Annotated in this window: 25 protein-coding genes and 1 pseudogene; 19 read left to right on the top strand and 7 right to left on the bottom strand. The window is 67.9% G+C overall.

Annotated elements, in window-relative coordinates; translation table 11 throughout:
• The first annotated feature begins 59 nt into the window (after nucleotides 1-59).
• The 5 genes from ABZ345_RS33105 (at nucleotide 60) to ABZ345_RS33085 (ending at nucleotide 2501) form a co-directional block, all read left to right on the top strand.
• Nucleotides 60-500 carry a hypothetical protein gene (locus tag ABZ345_RS33105; RefSeq protein WP_359857500.1) on the top strand — a complete coding sequence of 147 codons (441 nt, stop codon included), beginning with the start codon at nucleotides 60-62 and terminating at the stop codon, nucleotides 498-500.
• A 3-nt stretch (nucleotides 501-503) separates the two neighbouring features.
• A complete protein-coding gene (locus ABZ345_RS33100; protein WP_359857497.1) occupies nucleotides 504-893 on the top strand; it encodes a hypothetical protein in 390 nt (129 codons plus the stop codon).
• Nucleotides 890-1375 (top strand): hypothetical protein, encoded by a 486-nt coding sequence (locus ABZ345_RS33095; RefSeq protein WP_359857494.1) that lies wholly within the window; start codon nucleotides 890-892, stop codon nucleotides 1373-1375. The genes ABZ345_RS33100 and ABZ345_RS33095 overlap by 4 nt, the downstream gene beginning before the upstream one ends.
• A complete protein-coding gene (locus tag ABZ345_RS33090; RefSeq protein ID WP_359857491.1) occupies nucleotides 1375-1722 on the top strand; it encodes a hypothetical protein in 348 nt (115 codons plus the stop codon). Before ABZ345_RS33095 ends, ABZ345_RS33090 begins: the two co-directional genes overlap by 1 nt.
• A gap of 281 nt (nucleotides 1723-2003) precedes the next feature.
• A complete protein-coding gene (locus ABZ345_RS33085; RefSeq protein ID WP_359857488.1) occupies nucleotides 2004-2501 on the top strand; it encodes a hypothetical protein in 498 nt (165 codons plus the stop codon).
• Between the two features lie 173 nt (nucleotides 2502-2674).
• Here the strand turns inward: ABZ345_RS33085 and ABZ345_RS33080 are convergent, their stop codons facing one another.
• On the bottom strand, nucleotides 2675-3343 hold the full coding sequence (locus tag ABZ345_RS33080) for a DNA alkylation repair protein (RefSeq protein ID WP_359857485.1): 669 nt from the start codon (nucleotides 3341-3343) through the stop codon (nucleotides 2675-2677).
• 61 nt (nucleotides 3344-3404) lie between these two features.
• Between ABZ345_RS33080 and ABZ345_RS33075 the strand changes: the two genes are divergently transcribed.
• Nucleotides 3405-4793 (top strand): glycoside hydrolase family 28 protein, encoded by a 1389-nt coding sequence (locus tag ABZ345_RS33075; RefSeq protein ID WP_359857482.1) that lies wholly within the window; start codon nucleotides 3405-3407, stop codon nucleotides 4791-4793.
• A 20-nt stretch (nucleotides 4794-4813) separates the two neighbouring features.
• Nucleotides 4814-5818, top strand: a complete 1005-nt coding sequence (locus ABZ345_RS33070; protein WP_359857479.1) for a hypothetical protein — start codon at nucleotides 4814-4816, stop codon at nucleotides 5816-5818.
• Here ABZ345_RS33070 and ABZ345_RS33065 read toward each other — a convergent pair.
• Nucleotides 5784-6827 carry a 2-oxoglutarate and iron-dependent oxygenase domain-containing protein gene (locus ABZ345_RS33065; protein WP_359857476.1) on the bottom strand — a complete coding sequence of 348 codons (1044 nt, stop codon included), beginning with the start codon at nucleotides 6825-6827 and terminating at the stop codon, nucleotides 5784-5786. The two genes, ABZ345_RS33070 and ABZ345_RS33065, sit on opposite strands and share 35 nt — an antisense overlap.
• Before the next feature lie 83 nt (nucleotides 6828-6910).
• On the opposite strand from ABZ345_RS33065, the gene sthA reads away from it, so the two are divergent.
• Complete coding sequence (sthA, locus tag ABZ345_RS33060) at nucleotides 6911-8326, top strand: Si-specific NAD(P)(+) transhydrogenase (RefSeq protein WP_359857473.1); 1416 nt, start codon at nucleotides 6911-6913, stop codon at nucleotides 8324-8326.
• Here sthA and ABZ345_RS33055 read toward each other — a convergent pair whose 3' ends face one another.
• The 3 genes from ABZ345_RS33055 to ABZ345_RS33045 are packed head-to-tail and all read right to left on the bottom strand — an operon-like array spanning nucleotide 8327 to nucleotide 11977.
• Nucleotides 8327-8968, bottom strand: a complete 642-nt coding sequence (locus ABZ345_RS33055) for a response regulator transcription factor (RefSeq protein ID WP_359857470.1) — start codon at nucleotides 8966-8968, stop codon at nucleotides 8327-8329.
• 10 nt (nucleotides 8969-8978) lie between these two features.
• A complete protein-coding gene (locus tag ABZ345_RS33050; RefSeq protein WP_359857467.1) occupies nucleotides 8979-10436 on the bottom strand; it encodes a histidine kinase in 1458 nt (485 codons plus the stop codon).
• Nucleotides 10433-11977 (bottom strand): histidine kinase, encoded by a 1545-nt coding sequence (locus tag ABZ345_RS33045; RefSeq protein WP_359857465.1) that lies wholly within the window; start codon nucleotides 11975-11977, stop codon nucleotides 10433-10435. The genes ABZ345_RS33050 and ABZ345_RS33045 overlap by 4 nt, the downstream gene beginning before the upstream one ends.
• A gap of 61 nt (nucleotides 11978-12038) precedes the next feature.
• Between ABZ345_RS33045 and argC the strand changes: the two genes are divergently transcribed.
• The 10 genes and pseudogenes from argC (at nucleotide 12039) to ABZ345_RS32995 (ending at nucleotide 21169) form a co-directional block, all read left to right on the top strand.
• Nucleotides 12039-13052 (top strand): N-acetyl-gamma-glutamyl-phosphate reductase, encoded by a 1014-nt coding sequence (gene argC / locus ABZ345_RS33040; RefSeq protein WP_359857462.1) that lies wholly within the window; start codon nucleotides 12039-12041, stop codon nucleotides 13050-13052.
• Entirely contained in the window at nucleotides 13049-14221 is a 1173-nt protein-coding gene (argJ, locus tag ABZ345_RS33035) for a bifunctional glutamate N-acetyltransferase/amino-acid acetyltransferase ArgJ (RefSeq protein WP_359857460.1), read from the top strand. Before argC ends, argJ begins: the two co-directional genes overlap by 4 nt.
• Nucleotides 14218-15087, top strand: coding sequence for an acetylglutamate kinase (gene argB / locus ABZ345_RS33030; RefSeq protein ID WP_359857457.1), 870 nt, complete (start codon nucleotides 14218-14220; stop codon nucleotides 15085-15087). Before argJ ends, argB begins: the two co-directional genes overlap by 4 nt.
• Nucleotides 15084-16241, top strand: a complete 1158-nt coding sequence (locus tag ABZ345_RS33025) for an acetylornithine transaminase (protein WP_359857454.1) — start codon at nucleotides 15084-15086, stop codon at nucleotides 16239-16241. The genes argB and ABZ345_RS33025 overlap by 4 nt, the downstream gene beginning before the upstream one ends.
• Nucleotides 16238-17170: an ornithine carbamoyltransferase gene (argF, locus tag ABZ345_RS33020; RefSeq protein WP_359857451.1), complete on the top strand. Its 933-nt coding sequence runs from the start codon at nucleotides 16238-16240 to the stop codon at nucleotides 17168-17170. Before ABZ345_RS33025 ends, argF begins: the two co-directional genes overlap by 4 nt.
• Complete coding sequence (locus ABZ345_RS33015; protein ID WP_086663943.1) at nucleotides 17167-17652, top strand: arginine repressor; 486 nt, start codon at nucleotides 17167-17169, stop codon at nucleotides 17650-17652. The genes argF and ABZ345_RS33015 overlap by 4 nt, the downstream gene beginning before the upstream one ends.
• A gap of 13 nt (nucleotides 17653-17665) precedes the next feature.
• Nucleotides 17666-17758 (top strand): annotated as a pseudogene (locus ABZ345_RS33010) (argininosuccinate synthase); the annotation flags it as partial.
• Between the two features lie 166 nt (nucleotides 17759-17924).
• Nucleotides 17925-19316: an argininosuccinate lyase gene (gene argH / locus ABZ345_RS33005; protein WP_359857447.1), complete on the top strand. Its 1392-nt coding sequence runs from the start codon at nucleotides 17925-17927 to the stop codon at nucleotides 19314-19316.
• Nucleotides 19306-19905: a DNA-3-methyladenine glycosylase gene (locus tag ABZ345_RS33000; RefSeq protein ID WP_359857445.1), complete on the top strand. Its 600-nt coding sequence runs from the start codon at nucleotides 19306-19308 to the stop codon at nucleotides 19903-19905. The genes argH and ABZ345_RS33000 overlap by 11 nt, the downstream gene beginning before the upstream one ends.
• A complete protein-coding gene (locus ABZ345_RS32995; protein WP_359857442.1) occupies nucleotides 19895-21169 on the top strand; it encodes an SMI1/KNR4 family protein in 1275 nt (424 codons plus the stop codon). The genes ABZ345_RS33000 and ABZ345_RS32995 overlap by 11 nt, the downstream gene beginning before the upstream one ends.
• Here ABZ345_RS32995 and ABZ345_RS32990 read toward each other — a convergent pair.
• Nucleotides 21084-22127, bottom strand: coding sequence for a TIR domain-containing protein (locus tag ABZ345_RS32990; RefSeq protein WP_359857439.1), 1044 nt, complete (start codon nucleotides 22125-22127; stop codon nucleotides 21084-21086). The two genes, ABZ345_RS32995 and ABZ345_RS32990, sit on opposite strands and share 86 nt — an antisense overlap.
• 12 nt (nucleotides 22128-22139) lie before the next feature.
• Nucleotides 22140-22574, bottom strand: a complete 435-nt coding sequence (locus tag ABZ345_RS32985; protein ID WP_359857436.1) for a hypothetical protein — start codon at nucleotides 22572-22574, stop codon at nucleotides 22140-22142.
• A gap of 67 nt (nucleotides 22575-22641) precedes the next feature.
• On the opposite strand from ABZ345_RS32985, the gene tyrS reads away from it, so the two are divergent.
• Complete coding sequence (gene tyrS, locus ABZ345_RS32980) at nucleotides 22642-23916, top strand: tyrosine--tRNA ligase (protein WP_359857434.1); 1275 nt, start codon at nucleotides 22642-22644, stop codon at nucleotides 23914-23916.
• The last annotated feature ends 528 nt before the right edge of the window (nucleotides 23917-24444 follow it).

Raw genomic sequence — 24444 nt, 5'->3', positions numbered from 1 at the left:
GATTGAACGTTCTTCAAACTGGGCGCCGTACCCACCGAGCACGACCCAGGGAGAACGAAATGCGCAAGCGCACCGCAGTCATCGCAGCAGTCGCAGTCGTCGCCATCGGCGGGGGCGTCGCCTACGCCGCTTGGTCGAGCACCGGCTCCGGCTCCGGTTCGGTCGGATCTACGACGAGCGCCAACTCGACCATCAGCGCGGTCGACGGCGCGGGCGGCCTCTACCCCGGCCACACCGTCAGCTACCAGGTCACGATCAACAACCCGAACAGCTACCCGGTTCGCGTCACCGGAATCTCCGCAGGCTCCTCGGCCCTGGTCAACGGGTGCGCCGCCGGCACCGTCACCAGCCCCGCCGTCACGAACCCGGCGGGCACGATCGCCGCCGGCCAGTCCGGCACGTACACGCTGCAGGCGACCATGAGCGCCGGCGCGACCGACGAGTGCAAGAGCCAGTCCTTCTCGATGCCCCTGACCGCCACGCTCGAGTCGGCAGCCTGAGTCATGCGCCGCGCCCTGATCGTGCTCGCCACGTTGCTGGTCCTCTCGCCGACGTCCAGCGCGGCGGACAACCCGGCCAAGGCGTTCACGATCGCGGACGTCGGCACCGCGACGGGGTTGGTCCCCGGTGGGACGGTGACCCGGAAGGTCCGGGTCACCAACCCCAACAACCAGGACATCAAGGTCACCGGCCTGACCACTTCGGTGGGGCGGCCGTCCACCTCGTGCCCCGCGAACGCCGTGACCGTCGATCCGCTCTCCGTGCCGTTCGTCATCGCCAAGAACGCTTCCGCCGACGTGCCGCTGACCGTCCGGATGGCCGCGTCGGCCCCCAACGCCTGCAGAAACCTCACCTTCCCCCTCACCTACTCGGGAACGGCGATCAAGCCATGATCAGCTTCAAGGAACTCGCCCGCCGGCGGTACGTCCGCCGAGGCGTCATCGTCTTCGCGGTCATGACGGCCGCGCTGGGCTCGGGGGTCGCCTACGCGGCGTGGACGAGCTCCGGCAACGGCAGTGCCACCACCAAGGCGGGCACCGCCCAGGCTCCTGTGGTGTCGGGCGGCGCCGTCACCACCGGTCTGCTCTACCCGACCGGCACGGCCATCGGCACCGCGGTCGTCACCGTGCAGAACCCCAACCCCTACCCGGTCGTCGTCGCCTCGGTCGCACCGAACGGCCCCGTTCCCGCCGTGGGCTCGTGCCCGGCGAGCACGGTGAGCTTCACCGCGCAGGCTCCGGGCACCGCGATCGCCGCCGGAGGCACCGTCACGATCACCATGCCGAACTCGGTCGCGATGATCGCGAACGCCGCCAACGCGTGTCAGGGCGCGGACTTCGCCGTGCCGGTGACCGTCACGATCGCGAGCGCGTGATGCGGGCGGTCATCGTGGGAACGGCGGTGCTGTGCCTGATCGCGGCACAGCCCGCCTCCGCGGCCTGGACGACCTCCCGCCAGGGCAACGCCCCCGCGAAGGCCGGACAGCTCGGCGCGGTCACACCGATCACCTGCACCGGCACGACGGTGCGGTGGACTGCCGCCGGCGGACCCGTCACGTACTCCGTTTACTTCGCCAACGGCAACAACAACTACCCGCCCAACCCGGACGTGGTGACCGCCGGTACCACCGCAACTGCACCCGGTAAGGTCAACGTTCTCGTGAAGGCCGTTGTCGGCTCGTGGTCGGTCCAGGCCGAGTCGGCCGGAAAGATTTGTAACTGATAATTCGCTCGATCGGCTGAGTCCCGGAGATCGGGATTTGGGATCAAACCAGCAGGTGGTAGCCCTGCGTAGCTGTCAAGGTGCCAAAAGTCCCTCATTACACAGGGAAATCGGCGCCCGTCAGACGCTTGCGCAGTACGTGAAGCTTCTCCAAGATTGTCGACGCGGCCCGCTAGGGCCGAGGGGCGAAGCGATGAACCACCGGGCGAGTTGGTCGCCGGTCCGGTGGGGAGCTAGAGGCGAACCCACCGCCTGGAGCAACAACTCTGGAGAGTTGCGCCATGCGTAGTCTGGGTCCGCGCCTTGAGATCGCCGTGTCGTTGACGATTCTCATGGTCGGCGCGGCCGTCGTGGCGGCCATGCACCTCACGTGGCCCGAACAGCAGTTGCCCGCCATGGCGTATTCCGTGAGCAGCGGCGAGTCGGACATGCAGCAGCTCAAGCCGTTCGAGATCAACGACATCTCCGGCGCCGCGGTGGAGCTCCGTCCGGGTGCCGAGGGCGAGCGCAAGGTGCGGCTGTCCAACCCGAACCCGGTCGACATCATCGTCGAGAGCCTGTCCGCGATCCCCGGCCAGCCACTCGACGCCACCCAGCAGCGCGTCGAGGGGTGCCCTGCTGGAGTGCTGACGGTCGTGCCGCTCACCGACATCGTGGAGATCCCGGCCGGAGGCGCGGTCGAGGTCACCATGAAGGTCCAGGTCGCGAAGGACGTGCCGAACGCGTGCGCCGAGCTGGTGTTCCCGCTCACCTACTCGGGCCGCGCGAAACACGGCTAGTCAGCCGCGCACGTCGAACGCCTCGGACAGCAACAGGAGCCTGGCCTCGGGGTTGATCGCCGTGCCGTGTCACTCGCGGCCGACGATCGTGTAGCCGATCACCAGCCCGCGATGCTCCGGCACCACCTCGTAGAACGACGTCGTCCCCACAACACGTCCAGTGGTGATCAACCCTAGAGGTGCTTCAACGCCTCACGCCGTGAGAGCGGCGACAGCCCCGGCCGCGCCTCCACGAACGACCGCACCCACCCCGGCTCGGTCTTCGCGAACTGCCGCAGCGCCCACCCGATCCCCTTGCGCAGGAAGAAGTCGCGGTCGTCCACGTTCGCGTCGATGCACGCCGTGAGCAGCTCGACGTCGGTCGCGTCCTTCGACCCGAGCTGGCAGATGATCGACGTCCGCCGCCGCCACCTGTCCTCGTCGGTCGACCACTTGAGCATCTGCGGCCGGATCACCTCGGGCGAGGACCGCAGCAGCGGGCCGATCAGCCGTGACGCGATCTCGTCCACGTAGTCCCACCACGCGCCGGTCACGATCATCTCGTCGAACCACGGCATCAGCGACACGTCCTGGAAGCGACGGTCCCCGCTCAGCGACAGCGCCACGTACCGCTCCTCGCGATACGTCGCCTCCCGCCAGAGCGTCCGCACGACATCTAGCCACTCGTCGCGGGACTCCAGGCGGGGCAACGACTTCAGCAGGGTCACCCGTCCCGGCTTCGGCACGCCGGCGAACGGCATGTCGGACTTCATGTACGCCTGCATCTCCGGCGCTTTCACCGGGTCCGCCAACTCCTGCAACCCGGTCCGAACAGCGGCGATGAACGAATCCTTGGGAGCCACGCGCAGACCGTATACGCTGACGACCGAGCCGCCGCTGAAAACGTTTGCAGTGGAGGCTGACATGACTGGTTCCCGGCGAACCTTCTTCAAGGTGTCCGGACTGGTGGCGGCGGGAATGCTCGTCCACGGCACAGCGAGCGCGGCGAGCGCGGACCCGTGGGACGACGTGGACGCCATCCTCGCCCGCATCAAGCCACCGGTGTTCCCCGCGCGCGACTTCGACGTCACCGCGTACGGCGGCAAGGCGGACGGCAAGACCGACAACACCGCCGCGTTCAAGAAGGCGGTCGAAGCGGCGAACGCGGCGGGTGGCGGACGCGTGACGGCCAAGGGCGGCACGTTCGTCACCGGCGGCATCACCTTGCTCAGCAACGTGAACCTCTTCGTCGACAAGGGCGCCAAGCTCCTCTTCAGCACCGACCCCAAGAAGTACCTGCCCGTCGTCGAGACCCGGTGGCAGGGCATCGAGTGCCTGAACCACCAGGCGTTCGTCTACGCGAACAAGGCCACGAACATCGCGATCACCGGCGGCGGCACCCTCGACGGCCAGGGGCAGACCTGGAAGCCGTGGGGCAGCGGCGGTTCCGACTGGTCGCAGCTGCAGAAGTGGGGCGCGGACGGCACTCCGGTCGCGCAGCGCAAGCTCGGCGACGGCCACAAGCTGCGCCCGAACCTGATCCAGTTCGTGTCCTGCGAGAACATCCTGATCAGCGGCATCACGATCGAACGCCCGCCGATGTGGAGCGTGCACCCGGTGAAGTCGCGCAACATCACCGTCGAGGGCGTCACGATCAACAGTCGAGGCGGTGGTGGGAACAACGACGGTGTGGACCCGGAGTGCTGCACCGACGTGCACATCAAGGATTCGACGTTCAACACCGGCGACGACTGCATCGCGATCAAGTCCGGCCGCGACGTCGACGGCCGGCGCGTGAACATGGCATCGCAGAACATCGTCATCGAGAACAACAAGTTCGTCTTCTCGAACCGGGGTGCGATCTGCATCGGCAGTGAGGCGTCCGGTGGCGCCCGCAACATCTACGCGCGCAACTGCGCGGTCAACCCGGCGAACAACTCGGATCAGCTGTGGTATGTGGCCTTCATCAAGACCAGCAAGTACCGCGGCGGCACCATCGAGAACATCCACTTCCGCGACATCACGGCGAACAAGTTGACCAAGTCGCCGGTCTTCATCACGTTGAACTACAGCGGTTCCGGCAACTCAGGCCCGGTCGTGAACCCGGTCGTGCGGAACATGACGTTCGAACGGCTCACCGTCGCGGGCTCAAAGGAGTACGCCGTTGAGATTGATGGCCTATCGGCGTCCAAAGTGACCAACGTCATCGTGTCGAATTCGAAGTTCACCTCGATCTCCAAGGGCGCCAAGAAGATAACGAACGCGCAAGACATCACTTTTCCCGGCACCACTGTGAACGGAAAGCCTGCTTGATCCGACTACCATTCGCATTCATGCGCGTGCTCATGGTTGTGGCGGCGCTCGTGCTCACCAGCATGGGCGCCACCAAGGCGGACACGGTGGACTACCTGGATCTGCCGCTGTCCAACGGGAACGGTGAGGAGCGGGGTGGGGTGCACCCCGACCTGCCCTACGACCGAGCCGTGCTCGAGGCCGCGCTGAACCGCCATCGCACCAAGGGCATCACGCCGGACAGGTTCAGGGCGTTGCTGTGGCAGTACTGGATCGTCCGCGCCGCCGAGGACGCCGGTGTCGCGCTGTCCGAGTGGGACCCGCAGCGCAGCGCCGAGGCCAACCGCGCGGTGATCTTCGCCGTCTACGACTTCTACGCGAAGCTGTACCTGACGCACCCGGACTCGTTGCGGTGGATGGGATTCGCGAACATCGGCGCGCCCGCGTTCGCCGCCGGCATGCTCGACCTCGGCACGATCCCGGAGCTGCGCTGGTTCTCGTCGATGCTGATGTCCATGCAGAAGCACATCTTCATGGACCTCGGCGCGATGCACGCCGCCTACCTGCACGGCGGGGTCAAGGCCGTGGAGGAGATGCGGGACGCGGGGATCATCGACCCGGACACCACCGCCGCGTGGGCGGACCCGGCGCAGGCCGTCCTGGAGTTCTCGTCGCGCGAGCAGAACCTGGTGATCGCTGACCAGTTCGACCGGATGCGCGCGCGGCTGCTGCCGCCCGGTGAGGTCATCACGTACGCGATCACGATGGCCGGTCCGATGCCGGTGCCCGGAGGCAAGACTCCCGCGCAGTACCGGCCGTTGTTCGGCGGCCCGCTGCCCGCGTTCAACTACGCGGACCGGGAAGCCCGCTGGGACTTCCTGAGCCACGACACCGTTCCGGCCTACGAAAGGCTGTCGGGGGACACCGTGCGCCGGATCGTGCAGCGGCCGTTCGCGGACCGCGTCGCGGAGTACCGCGCCACGGCCCGCCTGCTCGACCTGATCGTGCCGTTCAGGAGTGACGAACCCCAGACCGGAGTTCGCTGAGCACCGTCAGCCGGTCCTCGTCCTCGATCCGCTTCGTGGTGACGCGGTCGGGGTAGCAGCGCATGAACATGTTCGTGAAGTGCGTGCCGTAGTGGATGGCGTCGTCGCCGTGGGGGTTGTCCAACGGGCGCACGACGGCCTCGAAGTTGGGCTCGTGGAAGTACGCCATGGTGAACCGCTCGCGCGTGTTCAGCAGGACCTTGTGCGGTGTGGACAGCAGCTTGCCGCCCGTCAGGAACTGCAGGATGTCGCCGGGGAACACGGTGAAGACGTGCTGGACGGGCTCGACGAAGTTCCAGCCCTCCGCGTCCTGGAAGCACCCCGCCGCAGACTCGTCCGGCAGCCAGTTGCGCGGCCGCTCCTCGCCCTCGATCGGCGGGCGCACGTAGAGGCCGCCGACGTCGTCCTGCGCCGCCAGGACGAGCATGCCGTAGTCGGTGTGGGCGCCGATGCCGCGGTCGACGGTCTCGGACTTCGTGGGGAAGCGGAGCACCCGCATGTGGTGCCAGCCGTCGGCGGTGAGCCGGGTGAACGTGTCGATGTCGAGCCCGAAGCCCAGTGCGGTGAGCTTCAGGATCTTCTCGCCCGACTCGCCGAGCATCGCCATGAAGTCCTGCATGGCGTCGCGGTAGAGGTTGTCCGGCCACGGCACCGGTCCGTGACACGGCCACTTGTCGACGACGCGGGAGTCGTCGAGGGGGACGTCCTTGCAGACCGTGAAGATCTCCGAGTAGTCCGCGATGCCGTCGGTGACCTCCTCGCCGGACGCGATGTAGCCGGCGTAGGTCAGGTCGCTGACCAGGCGTGACTTCTCCTCGAGCGACAAGCCGTGGAAGAACCTTCTGCTGGCCTCCATGGCTTCTTCGGTGGTTCGGTCCTGCACCGCGTCCGTCGCGATCTGCAGAATCCCGTCGGCCTGCCATGCCGCGATGAGCTGGCGGCCGAGCTCGACGTCGTCGTCAGAGCCGGTGACGATCTCGGGCAAACGGAAGGTGCGAAGTTCGGTCATGGCCCAACGAACGAACATTCCGTTGAACAGGTTCATTTTTCGTTCAGAGGTGGAATCGAATCCGTCTCGGTAGGCTGCGGACCATGACGCCGTACGACTACGACCTGATCGTCATCGGCTCTGGCCCTGGTGGCCAGAAGGCGGCGATCGCGGGTGCGAAACTGGGCAAGCGCGTGGCCATCATCGACAAGCAGGAGATGGTCGGCGGCGTCTGCGCGAACACGGGCACGATCCCGTCCAAGACCCTGCGCGAGGCCGTCATGTTCCTGACGGGCATGAGCCAGCGCGAGCTGTACGGCGCGAGCTACCGCGTCAAGCAGGACATCACGATCAGCGACCTCATGGCGCGCACGCAGCACGTGATCGGCCGCGAGGTCCAGGTCGTGCGCGCGCAGCTGCACCGCAACGGCATCGACCTGTTGAACGGGTTCGGGCGGTTCGTCGACGCCCACACCGTTGCCGTGGAAGGAAGTCACCGCGGCGACCGCACGACGATCTCCGGCGAGTTCATCGTCATCGCCACCGGTACGACGCCCGCGCGCCCGTCCGTGGTGGACTTCGACGAGGAGCGGATCCTCGACTCCGACGAGGTCTTCGCGCTGACGGAGATCCCGTCGTCGCTGGTCGTCGTCGGCGCCGGCGTGATCGGCATCGAGTACGCGTCGATGTTCGCCGCGCTGGGTTGCCGCGTCACCGTCGTCGAACAGCGCGAGAAGATGCTGGACTTCTGCGACCCGGAGATCGTGGAGTCGCTGAAGTTCCACCTGCGCGACCAGGCCGTCACTTTCCGCTTCGGCGAGAAGGTCGTGAACGTCCAGGTGTCCGAGGGCGGCACGGTCACGCAGCTGGCCTCGGGCAAGCGCATCCCGGCCGCCGCCGTCATGTACTCGGCGGGCCGCCAGGGGACCACCGAGCAGCTGGATCTGGCCGCCGCCGGCCTGGAGTCCGACAACCGGGGCAGGCTGTCGGTCGACGAGCACTACCGCACGCCGGTCGAGCACATCTACGCCGTCGGTGACGTGATCGGCTTCCCGGCGCTGGCCGCGACGTCGATGGACCAGGGCCGCCTGGCCGCGTACCACGCGTTCGGCGAGCCGGTGCACGACCTGACCGCGTTGCAGCCCATCGGCATCTACACGATCCCGGAGATCTCGTACTGCGGCGCGACGGAGACCGAGCTCACCTCGTCCGCGATTCCTTACGAGGTGGGCATTTCCCGCTACCGCGAGCTCGCGCGCGGGCAGATCGTCGGTGACGCGTACGGCATGCTGAAGCTGCTGGTGTCCACTGTGGACCGCAAGATCCTCGGTGTGCACGTGTTCGGCACCGGTGCGACCGACCTGGTGCACATCGGCCAGGCCGTGATGGGCTGCGGCGGCACGGTCGACTACCTCGTCGACACGGTCTTCAACTACCCGACGTTGTCGGAGGCCTACAAGGTCGCCGCTTTGGACGCCACCAACAAGATCCGGGCGCTGGACCGCTTCACGACCCGGTGATCACGACCGGGTGAGGCCGGCCTCGTGGGCCACGATGGCGGCCTGCACGCGGTTGGCGCACTCCAGCTTGGGCAGGATCCGGCTGATGTGCGCCTTCACCGTGCCGGTCGCCATGTAGAGCTGCTCACCGATCTCGGTGTTGGACAGGCCCTCACCCACCAGCTTCAGGACGTTGCGCTCGGCGTCGGTGAGGGTGTCGATCTTCCGGCGCGCCTCCGACCCGTCGTCCGGGGCCGCCAGGTGGCGTTCGATCAGGCGCCTGGTGATCTGCGGGGCGAGGATCGGCTCGCCGTTCGCGGCCTTGCGGACGGCGTTGATCAGCTCCTGCGGTGGCGTGTCCTTGAGCAGGAAGCCCGTCGCGCCGACCCTCATGGCCTGGGCCACGTAGGAGTCCTCGCCGAACGTCGTGAGCATGACGACGTGGGCTCTCGACGCGATCTGCTCGGCGGCTTTGAGGCCGTCGCCGCCGGGCATGCGGATGTCGAGCAGCGCCACGTCGACGGAGTGCTGGAGGGTGAGCTCGACGGCCTGCTTGCCGTCGCTCGCCTCGGCCACGACGGTGATCTCCGGGTCGTTCTCGAGGATCAACCGGATCCCGGCACGCATCAGCGTCTCGTCGTCGGCGATGAGGACTCGGATCACGCCTCGCACACTACGGGCCTTCCTGCTCCTTCGAGTGCAGCTTGCCGTCGCGGAAGCAGAGCTTGTAGTAGAGCTCCGCGTTGTGCGAGGCCTGGAACCGCGAGCACCCGTCCGCTCCGAGCTGGCCGACCCCGTACTGGTCCATGATCTCGTCCTCGGACGTGACGCCCACCCGCAGCGAGTCGAAGTACGGCGCGTTCATCTGCGTCGGGTTGAACAACGCGAAGAGCAGCAACACGATCAACGCCCCGCTGATCGGCACCAGCGTCAGCAGCCCGAGGCATCCACCGCCCACGACGCGCGGCACCGTGAGCACCTCGGCGGCGAGCGGTGGAGGTACCTCGGCCACCTCGGCCTCGACCGAAGCCTGCGCGGCCGGGTGCAGCGGCACGTCCGCCGCCACCCGGAACCCGCCCTCGATCGGCGGACCCGCGCTGAACGACCCGCCGAGCAGCCCGACGCGTTCCTCCAGGCCGATGAGACCTCGCCGCGTGCCCTTGCCCGGCACCGCGGGCGACGGCCCGTTCACCACCTGGATCCGCGCCCGTCCACCCTGGACCGAGACCTGCACCCGAGTGCGCGCACCGGGGGCGTGCTTGTGCACGTTGCTCAACGCCTCGCGGACGACCCGGTGCACCGCACGGCGTGTCCGCGGGTCGGCGCCGTAGAGGTCCTCGCCGGACCATTCGAGCGTGGCCGAGCCCTCGACCAGCGCGGTGATGTCCGAACGGGTGCCGGTGTCCTCGTCGAGCGACTCCGGTTCGGGGTTCGTCCGCAGCACGCCGAGGATCTCGCGCAACTCCGCCATCGCGAGCGACGACGTGGTGCGGATCAGCTCGGCCTGCTCCTGCAGCTGGGGCGCTTTCCGCGCCGTCGCCAGCTCCAGAGCGCCCGCGTGGATGGAGACCAGGCTGAGCCGGTGCCCGAGCATGTCGTGCATCTCGCCCGCGATGTGCGCGCGTTCCTCGGAGCGGGCCGAGGCGGCGGTCAGCGCACGGGCGCGTTCGAGGTACTCGTTGCGTTCCTGCAGCAGGCGGACCATCGGTTTGCGGCGGCCGAGCAGCATGCCGGAGATGGCGGGGAAGAACACGAAGAACACCGAGCCGGCGATTCCGCCGATCACGCTCACCAAGAACGGCTGGGTCTCGTGGACCTGGAAGAGGCTGAACCCGGTCTGCAGCACCGCCGCTACCCCCAGCAGCGCCCACAGGCGGCCGAGGCGGGAGATGCGCCGGGACGCGGCGAACACCACGAACGCGGTGGTGGCCATCGCCCAGAGGTTGTTGATCGCGAAGAGCGGCGCGGTGAGCAGCAGTGCCCACTCCGGTTTGCGCGGGGCGAACCACACGAGCCCGGCGATCCACACGGCGGTCAGGACGGTCAGCGCCGGGTGGGGGACAGGTGCCAGCGGAGCGACCAGCGGCACGAGACCGACCAGGAACGCCAACGCGGGCCAGACGAACCTCATCGGGCCAGCTCCTTCTTCGCGGCCAGCACACCCTGTCTGTCGAAGCAGAGCTCGAAGTCGCGGTCGGACGAGTCGCGCACGTGGTAGCGGTAGCACCCGGCGTTGTCCGACAGCACGCCGAACCCGTGCGTCTCGGTGATCTCCTCCTTGTTCGCGACCGACACCTGGAACGAGTCGAACTCCTGCCTGCTCATCTCGCCACGGCTGAAGATCGCGACGATGATCAGGACGAACGCCGTGCCGAGCGCCGGCACGACGGACAGCAGGGCCAGACACCCGCTGCCGACCACGCGCGGCACGGTCAGGATGTCGGCGGTGATCGGCGGGGGCGCCTCCGCCACGGCACCCGCCGCGCCCGTTTCCTCCTGCGCCACCGGGTGCAGCGGCAGGTCGGCCAGCACCTGGAACCCACCGGCGGACGGCCCGGCTGCGAACGACCCGCCGATCAGGCCGACGCGTTCCTCCAGGCCGATGAGCCCGCGCCGGGTGCCACCACCGCGGGGTTCGGAGCTCGGACCGTTGACCACCTCGACGCGCACCCGTTCGCCAACGTCCACGGACACGCGCGTGCGAGCTGACGGCGCGTGCTTGTGCACGTTCGTGAGTGCTTCACGCACGACCCGATGCACCGCGCGTCGCAACCGTGCGTCGGCATCGGCCAGATCCGAACCGGACCACTCCAACGACACCGAGACGCCCGCACCAACCGACGCAGCCACGAGCCGTTCGACATCCGCGCGCGTACCGGCGTCCTCGTCGGCCTCGATGGTTCCGAGCACGCCAAGGATCTCCCGCAGCTCGTCCATCGCGACCGCGGACGTCTTGCGGATCAACTCGACCTGTTCGCGCAGCTCAGGAGCTTGCACACGCGCGGAGTCCTCCAACGAGGACGCGTGCGCGGTCAGCTGCCGGAGCCGGTGGCTGAGCATGTCGTGCATCTCGCTCGCGATGTGCGCGCGCGTGTCGGAACGAGCCGTGCTCGCGGTCAACACACGCGCGTGTTCCAGGTAGTCGTTGCGCTCCATCAACACCTGGGTCAACGGCTTGCGCCGCCCGAGGAGCGCGCCCGACACGGCGGGGAAGACCAGCAGGAACGTGGTCGTGAACGCGGTCTCGACCAGGTACTCGTCCAGGGCGTCCCCGGCGCGCAGGGCGTTCAGCGCGCTGAACCCGGCCTGCAGGGCGGCGGTGGTGGCCAGCAACGCCCACAACTGCGCCTGCGAACGCACGGTGCGGGCCGCGCGGAAGATCACGAGCGACGTCGGGGCGATCGCGAGCAGGTTGTTCACCGCGTGCAGGGGAGCCGTGAGCACCATCGCCCACTTCGGCCAGCGGGCGCTGATCGGCACCAGCGCGGCCGCCCACACCGCGGACGCCACGACCAGCCACGACTCGACGGGCCTGCCCAGCGGCGCCAGCAGCGTCACCAGCCCGAACAGCAACGCACCTGCCGCCCACAGCCCGTCGCGCACCTTCACGTTCACGCTGATCATCATGGCCGCCCCCGCCTCACGACCCCAGCGCCACCTGTCCTCAATCACACAGCCACCCGGCCATGCATTCCAGTTGAGTGAGTTTGCATGACCGTGCATAATCATGCGTATGACAGTGAGGATCGCGGTCGCGGGCGCCAGCGGGTACGCGGGTGGCGAGCTGCTCCGCCTGCTACTGGCTCATCCGGACATCGAGATCGGCGCGCTGACCGCCAACAGCAGCGTCGGCGACAAGCTGCTCAAGCACCAGCCGCACCTCCTGCCGCTCGCCGACCGACAGCTGCAAGACACCACAGCCGAGACCCTCAAGGGCCACGACGTGGTGTTCCTCGCACTGCCCCACGGTCACTCAGCCGAGCTCGCCGAGCAACTCGGCGACGACACGGTGGTGATCGACTGCGGCGCCGACCACCGGCTGACCAGCGCCGATGACTGGCAGCGGTGGTACGGCGGCGAGCACGCCGGATCCTGGCCGTACGGGCTGCCCGAGCTTCCCGGTCAGCGGGACAAGTTGGTCAACGCGCGCCGTGTGGCCGTTCCCGGCTGCTACCCGACCGTCTCTTCTTTGGCGCTCGCACCGGCCGCGGACCTCATCGAGGACGAGGTCGTCATCGTCGCCGTGTCGGGCACCAGTGGTGCCGGCAAGTCTTTGAAGCCGAACCTGCTGGGGTCCGAGGTCATGGGCTCGGCCAGTGCATACGGCGTCGGTGGCGCGCACCGGCACACGCCCGAGATCACCCAGAACCTGAGTGCCGCGGCGGACCGTCCGATCAAGGTCAGCTTCACGCCGGTGCTCGCACCGATGTCGCGGGGCATCCTCGCGACCTGCACAGCGACTCTGAAAGACGGCGCAAACGTTCGCGAGGCCTACGAGAAGGCGTACGCGAACGAGCCGTTCGTGCACGTTCTGCCCGAAGGTTTCTGGCCGACGACGAACGCCGTTCTCGGTTCGAACGCCGTCCAGATGCAAGTCACCGTCGACGAGGACCTGGGCCGGCTCGTGGTCGTGGCCGCCGTCGACAACCTGGCCAAGGGCACCGCGGGTGCCGCCGTCCAGTGCATGAACCTCGCTCTCGGCCTGCCGGAAACGTCCGGCCTCTCGATCGTTGGAGTCGCTCCGTGAACCGCAACAAGGGCGTGACCGGCCCCAAGGGCTTCCGGGCCGCCGGGATCGCCGCCGGGATCAAGGAATCCGGTGCACTCGACCTCACGCTCGTGGTGAACGACGGGCCGGCCGACGCCGCTGCGGGTGTCTTCACCACGAACAAGGTGAAGGCCGCGCCGGTGTTGTGGTCGCAGCAGGTGATCGGGTCCCGACGGCTCACCGCGGTCGTGCTCAACTCCGGCGGCGCCAACGCGTGCACCGGTCCCGAAGGCTTCCAGGACACCCACGCCACCGCGGAGAAGGTCGCCGAGGTGCTCGGCACCGGCGCCGTCGACGTCGCGGTCTGCTCCACCGGCCTGATCGGTGAGCGCCTGCCGATGGACAAGATCCTCACCGGCGTCGAGAACGTCGCGAAGGAACTGGACTCCACGGACCAGGCCGGTCTCAACGCCGCCACCGGCGTCATGACCACGGACAGCCGCCCCAAGCAGTCGTGGAAGGCGTCCGAGCAGGGCTGGTCGGTCGGCGGGTTCGTGAAGGGCGCGGGCATGCTCGCGCCGAACATGGCCACGATGCTGTCGGTGATCACGACCGACGCCAAGATCTCCGGCGACTCGCTGGACAAGGCGTTGCGCCTGGCCACTTCGAGGACCTTCGACCGGCTCGACGTCGACGGCGGCACGTCCACCAACGACACGGTGCTGGTTCTGGCTTCCGGTGCATCGGGTGTCGAGCCCTCGTTCGAGGATTTCACCGCGTTGCTGACCGAGGTCTCGGCCGACCTGGTCAAGCAGCTGCAGGGTGATGCCGAGGGCGTGACCAAGGAAATCAGCATCACGGTCAAGCAGGCCGCGACCGAGGCCGAGGCCGTCCACATCGGACGGACGGTCGCCGAGGACAACCTGGTGAAGACCGCGCTGTTCGGCAGCGACCCGAACTGGGGCCGCATCGCGATGGCGCTGGGCCGCGCGGACGCCGAGATCGACCCGGACGTTCTGCAGATCATCATCAACGGCGTGTCGTTGTACCGCAACGGAACCCGCGACCGAGACCGATCCGAGGCGGATCTTTCGGGGCGTGACATCGAGATCGTCATCGACCTCAACGTCGGTGACGCCGAGGCCACCGTCCTCACCACGGACCTGTCCCACGACTACGTCGAAGAGAACAGCGCTTACTCCTCATGAACGCACAAGAAAAGGCGGCGGTCCTGGTCGAGGCCCTGCCGTGGTTGCAGCGTTTCCGCGGCGCGATCGTCGTCGTCAAGTACGGCGGCAACGCCATGGTCGACGACGAGCTGAAGAAGGCTTTCGCCGAGGACATGGTGTTCCTGCGGCTGTGCGGACTGCGCCCGGTCGTCGTGCACGGTGGCGGCCCGCAGATCAAGTCGATGCTGGACAAGCTCGGCATCCACAGCGAGTTCCGCGGCGGTCTTCGCGTCACGACCCCCGAGGCCATGGACGTCGTGCGGATGGTCCTGGTCGGCCAGGTCGGACGTGAGCTCGTCGGCCTGATCAACCAGCACGGTCCTTACGCGGTCGGCATCTCCGGCGAGGACGCGCACCTGTTCACGGCCACGCGTCGCGGCGCGTTGGTGGACGGCGAAGAGGTCGACATCGGTCTCGTCGGCGACATCACCGAGGTCAACCCGGACGCCGTGCTCGACATCGTGCGCGCGGGCCGGATTCCGGTCGTGTCGTCGGTGGCGCCGGACGTGCATGGCGTGCCGCACAACGTGAACGCGGACACGGCGGCGGGCGCTCTCGCGGTTGCTCTCGGCGCGGAGAAGCTCGTCGTGCTGACCGACGTCGAGGGTCTGTACGCGAACTGGCCGGACAAGTCGTCGCTGCTGAACCAGGTGCGCGCCTCGGACCTCGAGAAGATGCTGCCGGACCTGGAAAGCGGCATGGTGCCGAAGATGGAGGCCTGCCTGCGGGCGGTGCGCGGCGGGGTCCCGCAGGCGCACGTGATCGACGGCAGGCTCGCCCACAGCGTGTTGCTCGAAGTGTTCACCACTGAAGGTGTCGGAACGATGGTCTTGGGGGACAAATGACCTCGCGGTGGCAACAGTCCATGATGGACAACTACGGCACACCTTCTTTGGCGCTGGAACGAGGTGAGGGCGCCTACGTCTGGGACACCGACGGCAATCGCTACCTCGATCTGCTGACGGGTATCGCGGTCAACGCGCTCGGCCACGCGCACCCGAAGATCGTCGAGGCGGTGACCGCGCAGATCTCGAAGATCGGCCACACCTCGAACCTCTACGTGAACGAGCCCGCGCTGCAGCTCGCCGAGCGCCTGCTGGACCTTTCCGGTGTCCAGGGCAAGGTCTTCTTCTGCAACTCCGGTGCCGAGGCGAACGAGGCGGCGCTGAAGATGTCGCGCCGCACCGGCCGCACGAAGGTCGTCGCCACGATCGGCGGTTTCCACGGCCGCACGATGGGCGCGCTGACGCTGACCGGGCAGCCCGGCAAGCGCACGCCGTTCGAACCGTTGGTGCCTGGCGTTTCGCATATCCCGTTCGGTGACGTGGCCGCGCTGGAAGCCGCGATCGACGACGACACTGCGGCGTTCATCGTCGAGCCGATCCAGGGCGAGCAGGGCGTTGTCGTTCCGCCCGAGGGTTATCTGCAGGAGGCGCGCCGGATCACGTCCGAGCACGGCGCGTTGCTGATCCTGGACGAGGTGCAGACCGGCATCGGCCGCCTCGGCACGTGGTTCGCGTTCCAGCAGGCCGGGATCGTGCCGGACGTGATGACGCTGGCCAAGGGTATCGGTGGCGGCCTGCCGCTCGGCGCGACGATCGGGTTCGGCGCGGCGGCCGACCTGTTCCAGCCTGGTCACCACGGCACGACGTTCGGTGGCAACCCCGTGTGCTGCGCGGCCGCCCTCGCGGTGCTCGACACGATCGCCTCGGAAGGCCTGCTGGAGCACGCCTCGTCCGTGGGCAAGGAGATCGCGGCCGGTGTGGAGGCGTTGCGCCACCCGGCGATCTCCGGTGTTCGGGGAGCCGGCCTGCTGCTCGGCATCATGCTGCGCGAGGCGGTCTCGGCGAAGGCCGCGGCTGCCGCGCAGAAGGCCGGTTACCTGATCAACCCCATTCAGCCCGACGTCATCCGCCTCGCACCGCCGCTGGTGCTCGACGAGTCCGACGCGCTGTCGTTCGTGGCCGCGCTCCCGACTTTCTTTGAGGAGCAGGCATGAGCCCGAGGCACTTCCTCCGCGACGACGACCTGACCCCCGGCGAGCAGTCGGCGGTCCTGGACCTCGCGGACACCTACAAGGCGGACCGGTTCACCGCGAAACCGCTGGCAGGCCCCAAGTCCGTCGCGGTGATCTTCGAGAAGAACTCGACGCGCACCCGGTTGTCGTTCGAGGTAGGCATCGCGCAGCTCGGCGGCAACCCGGTGATCATCGACGGCCGCTCGATGCAGCTGGGCCGTGAGGAGACGATCGAGGACACGTCGCGGATCCTATCCGGCTACGTCGACGCGGTGGTGTGGCGGACGTTCGCGCAGGCGCGCATCGAAGCGATGGCCAGCGTTTCGCGCATTCCCGTGGTCAACGCGCTGACCGACGAGTTCCACCCGTGCCAGGTGCTCGCGGACCTGCAGACGATCCGCCGTCGTTACGGCAAGCTGGCCGGCCTCACGTTGACGTACCTGGGCGATGGCGCCAACAACATGGCGCACTCGCTGCTGCTCGGCGGTGCCACGGCCGGTATGCACGTTCGCATCGGTGCGCCGGCATCGTTCGTGCCGAACCCGCAGTTCCTCGAGGACGCCAAGAAGCGTGCCGCGGAGACCGGTGGCTCGGTCGCGTTGATCAACGATCCGCAGGCGTCGGTCGACGGGGCGGACGTGCTGGTCACCGACACGTGGACGTCGATGGGCCAGGAGAACGACGGCAAGGACCGCGTCGGCCCGTTCCGCCCGTACCAGGTGAACGCTTCGTTGCTGGCCGCCACCGGCAAGCCCGACTCGACCGTGCTGCACTGCCTGCCCGCCCACCGCGGCTGGGAGATCACCGACGACGTGCTCGACGGCCCGCAGTCGCTCGTGTGGCAGGAGGCCGAGAACCGTCTGCACGCGCAGAAGGCGCTGCTCGTGTGGTTGCTGGAGCAGTCGTCATGACCCGCACCGCACGGCAGGGCCGCATCGTCGAGATGGTCAGCCAGCTCGTCATCCGCAGCCAGTCCGAGCTCGCGAAACTCCTCGCCGCGGAAGGCATCGAGGTCACCCAGGCCACGTTGTCGCGCGACCTGGACGAGCTCGGCGCGGTCAAGCTGCGCGGTCCCGACGGCGGTGCGCCGATCTACGTGATTCCCGAGGACGGCAGCCCGGTGCGCGGCGTGCAGGGCGGCACCACTCGTCTCGCGCGCGTGCTGGGTGAGCTGCTGGTGTCCACTGACTCGTCCGCGAACCTGGCGGTGCTGCGGACTCCGCCGGGCGCCGCGCAGTTCCTGGCCTCGGCCCTGGACCGCGCGGCGTTGCACGAGGTCGTCGGCACGATCGCCGGTGACGACACGATCCTCGTCGTGGCCCGTGAGCCGATGACGGGTGCCGAACTCGCCGAGCGGATCGCCGCGCTCTCGTCGGGTTCTGTCGATGAATGACCCCGTGCACGCCGTCCTGACGTTCGACGCGGGTGTCCCGGTCGCGGTGGACGGCGAGACCGTCTCCGTGGCCGAGGCGGTCCGCGAGCTCAACTTTCGCGCGGGCGTGGTCAGGTCCAGCCTGGGATCCGTCGCGGTCCGGGTCGCGCGGATGGCTTTGCCCTCGGGCTCGGGCGAGGTCGACATCACCCTGTACGAGGGGCGCGTGGTCGGCCTCGTAGCCCGTTCGGAAGAATCTCTTTACGACTTCGCCAGCTAGAAAGTTGCGTGCAATGAGTTCCTTGTGGGGTGGCCGGTTCGAGTCGGGGCCGGCCGAGGCGATGGCCCGCCTGTCGCTGTCGACGCACTTCGACTGGCGTCTGGCGCCGTACGACATCGCCGGCTCGCGCGCGCACGCCCGTGTGCTGCACGCGGCGGGTCTGCTGACGGACGAAGAGCTGGCCGGCATGCAGAAGGCGCTGGACGAACTGCTGGCCGACGTCGAGTCCGGTGCGTTCACGCCGGTCCTCGAGGACGAGGACGTCCACACGGCGCTGGAGCGCGGCCTGATCGACCGCGCCGGGGTCGACCTCGGCGGCAAGCTCCGCGCGGGCCGTTCCCGCAACGACCAGGTCGCGACCCTCTTCCGCATGTGGCTGCGCGACGCCGCTCGCCGTGTCGCCGCTGGTGTTCTGGACGTCGTCGACGCACTCGCGGCGCAGTCCGAGACGCACTTCGGTGCCGTGATGCCGGGCCGCACGCACCTGCAGTCCGCGCAGCCCGTGCTGTTGTCGCACCACCTGCTGGCCCACGCGCACTCGCTGCTGCGTGACGTCGACCGACTGCACGACTGGGACAAGCGCGCGGCGTTCTCCCCGTACGGCTCGGGTGCGCTCGCTGGTTCGTCTTTGGGCCTGGACCCCGCGAAGGTGGCCGCTGACCTGGGCTTCTACGCCCCGGTCGAGAACTCCATCGACGGCACCGCCTCCCGCGACTTCGCCGCTGAGATCGCGTTCGTGCTGGCCATGATCAGCGTGAACCTCTCGCGCGTCGCCGAAGAGATCATCATCTGGACCACGGCGGAGTTCCGCTTCGCCGTGCTGGACGACGCCTGGTCCACCGGCAGCTCGATCATGCCGCAGAAGAAGAACCCGGACGTCGCGGAACTCGCGCGAGGCAAGTCTGGGCGCCTGATCGGCAACCTGGCCGGGCTGCTCGCGACGTTGAAAGCCCAGCCGTTGGCGTACAACCGCGACCTGCAGGAGGACAAGGAGCCGCTGTTCGACTCGGTCGAGCAGCTGGAGCTGTTGCTCCCGGCGTTCGCGGGCATGGTCGCGACTCTGCGCTTCGACGTCGACCGCATGGCCTCGCTGGCTCCGGCCGGGTTCACACTGGCCACCGACATCGCGGAATGGCTTGTGCGCCAAGGAGTTCCGTTCCGCGTGGCGCACGAGGCCGCCGGTGCCTGCGTGCGTGCCGCCGAGTCCTGCGGCGTGGGCCTGGAAGACCTGACCGACGACGAGTTCCTCGCCATCTCGCCCGCGCTGACCCCTGAGGTCCGTTCGGTGCTGACCGTCGAAGGCTCCATCGCCTCCCGCAACGCCCACGGCGGCACGGCCCCGGAACGCGTCCGCGAGCAGCTGGACGCGCTGGTGGCCAAGGCTGCGGCGGCACGTGAGTTCTAGGCTGCTGACCAGGGAGGAGCTGGCCATCGACCCGGTCGATGCCGCCCAGCTCCTCCTCGGCTCGTTCCTGGAAGCGGGCGACCTGCGGGTGCGCATCGTCGAAGTCGAGGCGTACCGGGGCGGCGACGACCCCGCGTCCCACTGCTATCGAGGCATGACCCCGCGCAACGAGGTCATGTTCGGCCCCGCGGGCTTCCTGTACGTCTACTTCGTCTACGGCATGCACTTCTGCGCCAACGTGGTGTCTTTGGTCGATGGTGTGCCTGGTGCCGTGCTGTTGCGCGCGGGCGAAGTCGTCGAGGGCGAGGACGTTGCGTTCTCTCGACGCCCCGCCTCGCGCTCGGCTGCCGAACTGGCCAAGGGACCCGCACGGCTGTGCAAGGTTCTTGGGCTGGATCGTTCGTCCAACGGCGTGGACCTGACGTCCGCCGACTCGCCGGTGCGCTTGTACGCGGGCGATCCGGTCACCGAGGTGCGTTCGGGGCCGCGGGTGGGCGTTGCCGTGGCGATGGACGTGCCGTGGCGGTTCTGGATCGACTCGCCGGCCGTGTCGACCTACAAACGCGGAGGCAAGCGCCGTGCAGGCTGAGTTCGCAGCTGTTGCGCACGAGCTGGCGGCACTGGCCGCTGACGCCATCGCCAGCACCCGCAAGCCGTGGGAGTTCCTTCGCTTGCGCGCCACGGTCTGTCGTGGCGCGAGGGAGTCCAACAACCGGATGAACCACCGGCTCACCTCTGGACCGTCAGAGGAACACGTTCGTTGCAGGCATCCACTGGCGTTGCGCACCTTGCCGGACGTCGTCCTGGACATGCGCATCGAGCGCGACGGCACGTTCGAAGCACTTCTGACGGACGGCATCAAGCAGTTCACCGGCTACTTGCCGCCGTCGTACACCGTTGTCCTGCAACCGCGGCCACGTCACCTCTTCGAGCCGTACGAGCGCACCGAAGTGGTCGGCGACGGGCCGTTGGCGCACGTCGAAACCGAGCTCGGCGTACAGATCCCGGCCGAGGTCCACGACCTGTACCGCAGCGGCCGGACGACACTGGCCGACCAGGAGATCATCCCGGCCGGCAAGATCCTCGCGATCCGGCAGGAGATGCTGGAGATCGAGCACTGGCTCTACGAGGAGCCACGCCGCTGGGACCGCGGGGAGTCGACGTCGGTCAGCCACCCCGGCGTGGTTCAGAGGGTCGGGTTCCATCCGCTGTGGGTGCCGATCTCCCACAATCCGCGCTACCAGGGCGCACGCTGCGTCGATCTCGCTCCAGGCCCCAACGGCAGGGTCGGACAGCTGGTCGACCACGGCCGGCTCGTCGCGGACTCCGTCACCGACTGGATCGCCGACCCGACGCCACTCGAGGTGGATCCGTACTACAACAACGTGTCGATGACGGTGCACGACCCGACTCCGGCCGAGCTCGAAGCGCTGCCGAAGGACATCCGCAAGCTCACCGTGATCGCGAAGAACGACGTCGACCTGACCACGGCGGACCTGAGCGAGCTGGACCAGCTGACCTCGGTGGAGGTCCGCGGTGCGCGCGTTGCCCTGCCATCGCTACCCCACGTGCGGATGTTGGAGGTGGCCGAAGCCGACGTCGACGTGACTCGGCTGCCTGCTGATCTCGACTACCTCGTGCTCAACACCGAGCAGTGGCGGCGTTGCGACGTGCGTCCCGCGGCCGCACGGCTGGTGGGCGAACCTTCTCTCGCTCGTGCGCTCGACTGGGCCGAGAGCTTGGGAGCGAAGTTGCCGCGTGAGGTCGTCAGGGGGACAGCCGATCAAGCGCCACCCGGAACTCCTGCTCCAGTTCCGGATCCACCTCGAACACCAGCGGCACGGTCATGTTGATCTGCTCGCCGGCCGCCAGCCGTTCGATCAGCGTGTCCGCCACCCGCCGCAGGTCCTGTGCCACCGCGTGCATCGCCCGCAGTTGCTGGTCCGCGAACTGAGCCTGAATCCGAGCCGCCAACCGCGCGGGTTCTGACGCGTAGCTCGTGCCGTGAATCCGCCGGGCCCATTCCAGGATCTCGTCGAACGTGCGCACGAACAGCTCGCCGAGGTGCACGATCCGCTCCGGATCGCCGGCCTCGCCGGGCGCGCCGAACGCCGCCTCCTGCGTGTCGCCCGTGAACACCGACTCCACCGCGACTTTGATGATCTCGCTGAGCACCACGTTGCGGTCGCGGATCAGCTCGATGCCGTTGCCGTGCTCGACGTCCCCGTTGCGCGGCGCATAGCGGAGGAAGTGCTCCCAGTACTTCGACTCCAGCTCGGCAAGTCCTTGCGACACAACGGTCACGTAGAGCAGGTACTCCCAGCCGCGCGGCTTCTCCCGCACCAGTGCCGCCACCGACTTGGGCGTGATCGGCGTCGAGGCGGTGAACTCCGCGCGGTGTTGCGCGAGCTTCTGCACCACGGCCTGCGCGATCACTTCGAGCGAGTGCACCCGGAGGTCCAGGAAACCGGTGGTGGACAGCAATCCCGGCACCTCGGTGTCGTCGAGCTTGATCGGCAGCACGTACTCGTTCTGCTGCGCCAACGCCCTCGCCTGGGCGGTCTGGCGTTCGTGCCGCGCCCACGAGTGCCCGACGTAGTGCTGGGAAGCGAACATCAGCACGTACCGAACCTTGTGCGTCAACGTCTCGGCGATGTGCTCGACCAGGTTCAGGCCCCAGCGCGCGACGATCTGGTCTTCGTCGTAGTAGACCTTGACGCCCAGCTCTTCCAGACGCCGGACGATCGGCTCCACGCGCGTGCGGTCTTCTTCGGCGAACGACGGGGCGACGTCCCAGCGGTAGTCGGTCACCCCGTCATTCTGTTAGGGCCGCACGGTCCGGCGGTACCAGGCTCGCCGATGCTCGACCGGCAGCGCGAGACGTGCGATCAGGTTGGTCAGCAACGCGCCGATGGCCAGCCACAGGACGGCGGCCAGGCCCTCGTTGAAGAGCACGGCGACCTTGGGGCTCTCCGGCGTGAAGAGACCGTCCAGGCCGAGGGTGATCCCGCTCGCCCAGCCCGAGACGAACTGGAAGAACCCGTTGCTGGCGTTCGCGTCTGCCACCACTAGGAAGATGTGCACGAACAGCACGATGGCGAACGCCCAACACACGATGTCGATCACGGCGCAGACGGTGTTGACCGTGCGCACCCTTCGATAGGTGTCGTCGCGTTCGACAACCTCTTCGACGACTGGCTCGTTCGCGCGCGGCATGCGCTCGGTCGGCCGCCGCAACTCGTCACGTGGCTCCGTCATGACCGCCGGTTACCCGTACGAGTACCGGGTAGAAACCCGTTCGACCAGGTAGGCGACAATGAGTGACGTGAGCGAGCACATCCTTGACGAACTGTCCTGGCGCGGCCTGATCGCGACGTCCACCGACCTCGACGCACTCCGGAAGGACCTGGACGCCGGCCCGCTCACGCTCTATTGCGGCTTCGACCCGACGGCGCCGTCGCTGCACGCCGGCAACCTGGTCCCGCTCCTGATGCTCAAGCGCTTCCAGATGGCGGGCCACCGGCCGATCGTGCTGGCGGGCGGGGCCACGGGCATGATCGGCGACCCGCGCGACACCGGTGAGCGCACGCTGAACTCGCTGGACACGGTCGCCGAGTGGGCCGACCGGATCCGCGGCCAGCTGGAGCGGTTCGTGCACTTCGACGACTCGCCCACGGGCGCGGTCGTCGAGAACAACCTGAACTGGACCGGCCAGGTCAGCGCGTTGGAGTTCCTGCGCGACGTCGGCAAGCACTTCTCGGTCAACGTGATGCTGTCGCGCGAGACGGTGAAGCGGCGGCTCGAGACCGACGGCATGTCGTACACCGAGTTCAGCTACGTGCTGCTGCAGTCGAACGACTACCTGGAGCTCAACCGCAGGTACGGCACCTCGCTGCAGATCGGCGGCTCCGATCAGTGGGGCAACATCGTCAGCGGTGTCGACCTGGTGCGCAGGGTCGAGGGCAAGCAGGTGCACGCGTTGACGGCACCGCTGGTCACCGACGCCGAGGGCCGCAAGTTCGGGAAGTCGACCGGTGGCGGGCGCGTGTGGCTCGACCCGGAGATGACTTCGCCGTACGCCTGGTACCAGTACTTCGTGAACGTCGACGACGTCACCGTGCTGAACTACCTGCGCCTGTTCACGTTCCTCTCGCGGGAGGAGCTGGAAGAGCTGGAGAAGCAGACGGCGGAGGCGCCGCACCTGCGCACCGCGCAGAAGCGTCTCGCGCAGGAGTTCACGGATCTGGTGCACGGCGAGCGCGCGACGCAGCAGGTGCAGCTGGCCTCGCAGGCGCTGTTCGGCCGGGGCGAGCTGCGTGACCTCGACGAGTCGGTGCTGTCCGCCGCGCTGGCCGAGGCGCCGAAGGGCACTGTCCGCCTGGCCGACGAGCCCACGATCGTCGACCTGCTGGTGGCGTCCGGGCTGGCCGACAGCCGGAGTGCCGCGCGGCGCACGATCAAGGAGGGCGGTGCCTACGTGAACAACGCGAAGGTGACCGACGAGGAGTGGAAGCCGGCGGTGTCGGACCTGCTCCACGGCAAGTGGCTGGTGCTTCGTCGCGGCAAGCGCAACAACGCGAGCGTCCAGGTGGAGCTCTGACCAGCACGTTCGGTGCTCTGAAGGTCGTCGGTCCCACTCGGGACCGGCGGCCTTCGATCTTTCTTGGTGTGACGGCGGCCACAGTGTGCGCGGGAGTGGGCCTGCGATAGCGTGTTCCTGGGTCCTGTATGGGGCTGCTGACCTGCGGTTTCTAAACCGCAGGGCGCAGGGTTGCCCCCGATTTGACCCCGAGTTGGCGTGCGTGTAACTTTCTCCATGTCAGCGCGGAACGGGCCGGGAACACCGGAACGGAGCGCGACGAGGGTCACGAACCAAGCTTCCGCGGACTGTGGTAGAGTGGGTGACTGCGAAACGATGAAGACCCAGCCGGTAGCTCGTCTGAGCTCAGAGGCCAAGGGCGTCGAAGTTTCATATACAAGCTTATGTACGACACAGCCTTGGATCGAGTCGCCGTCTGGCGTCCTCGTGATGATGAGCGCGTGTTCTTTGAGAACTCAACAGCGTGCCGATAACACAGCCAGTAATATATGAATTACCTCCTCGTCGAGGTAGTTCCTTTGAGAGTAA

Source organism: Lentzea sp. NPDC005914, assembly GCF_040629405.1.
Lineage (GTDB): Bacteria > Actinomycetota > Actinomycetes > Mycobacteriales > Pseudonocardiaceae > Lentzea.
This window is presented reverse-complemented; position numbering and strand designations above follow the sequence as displayed.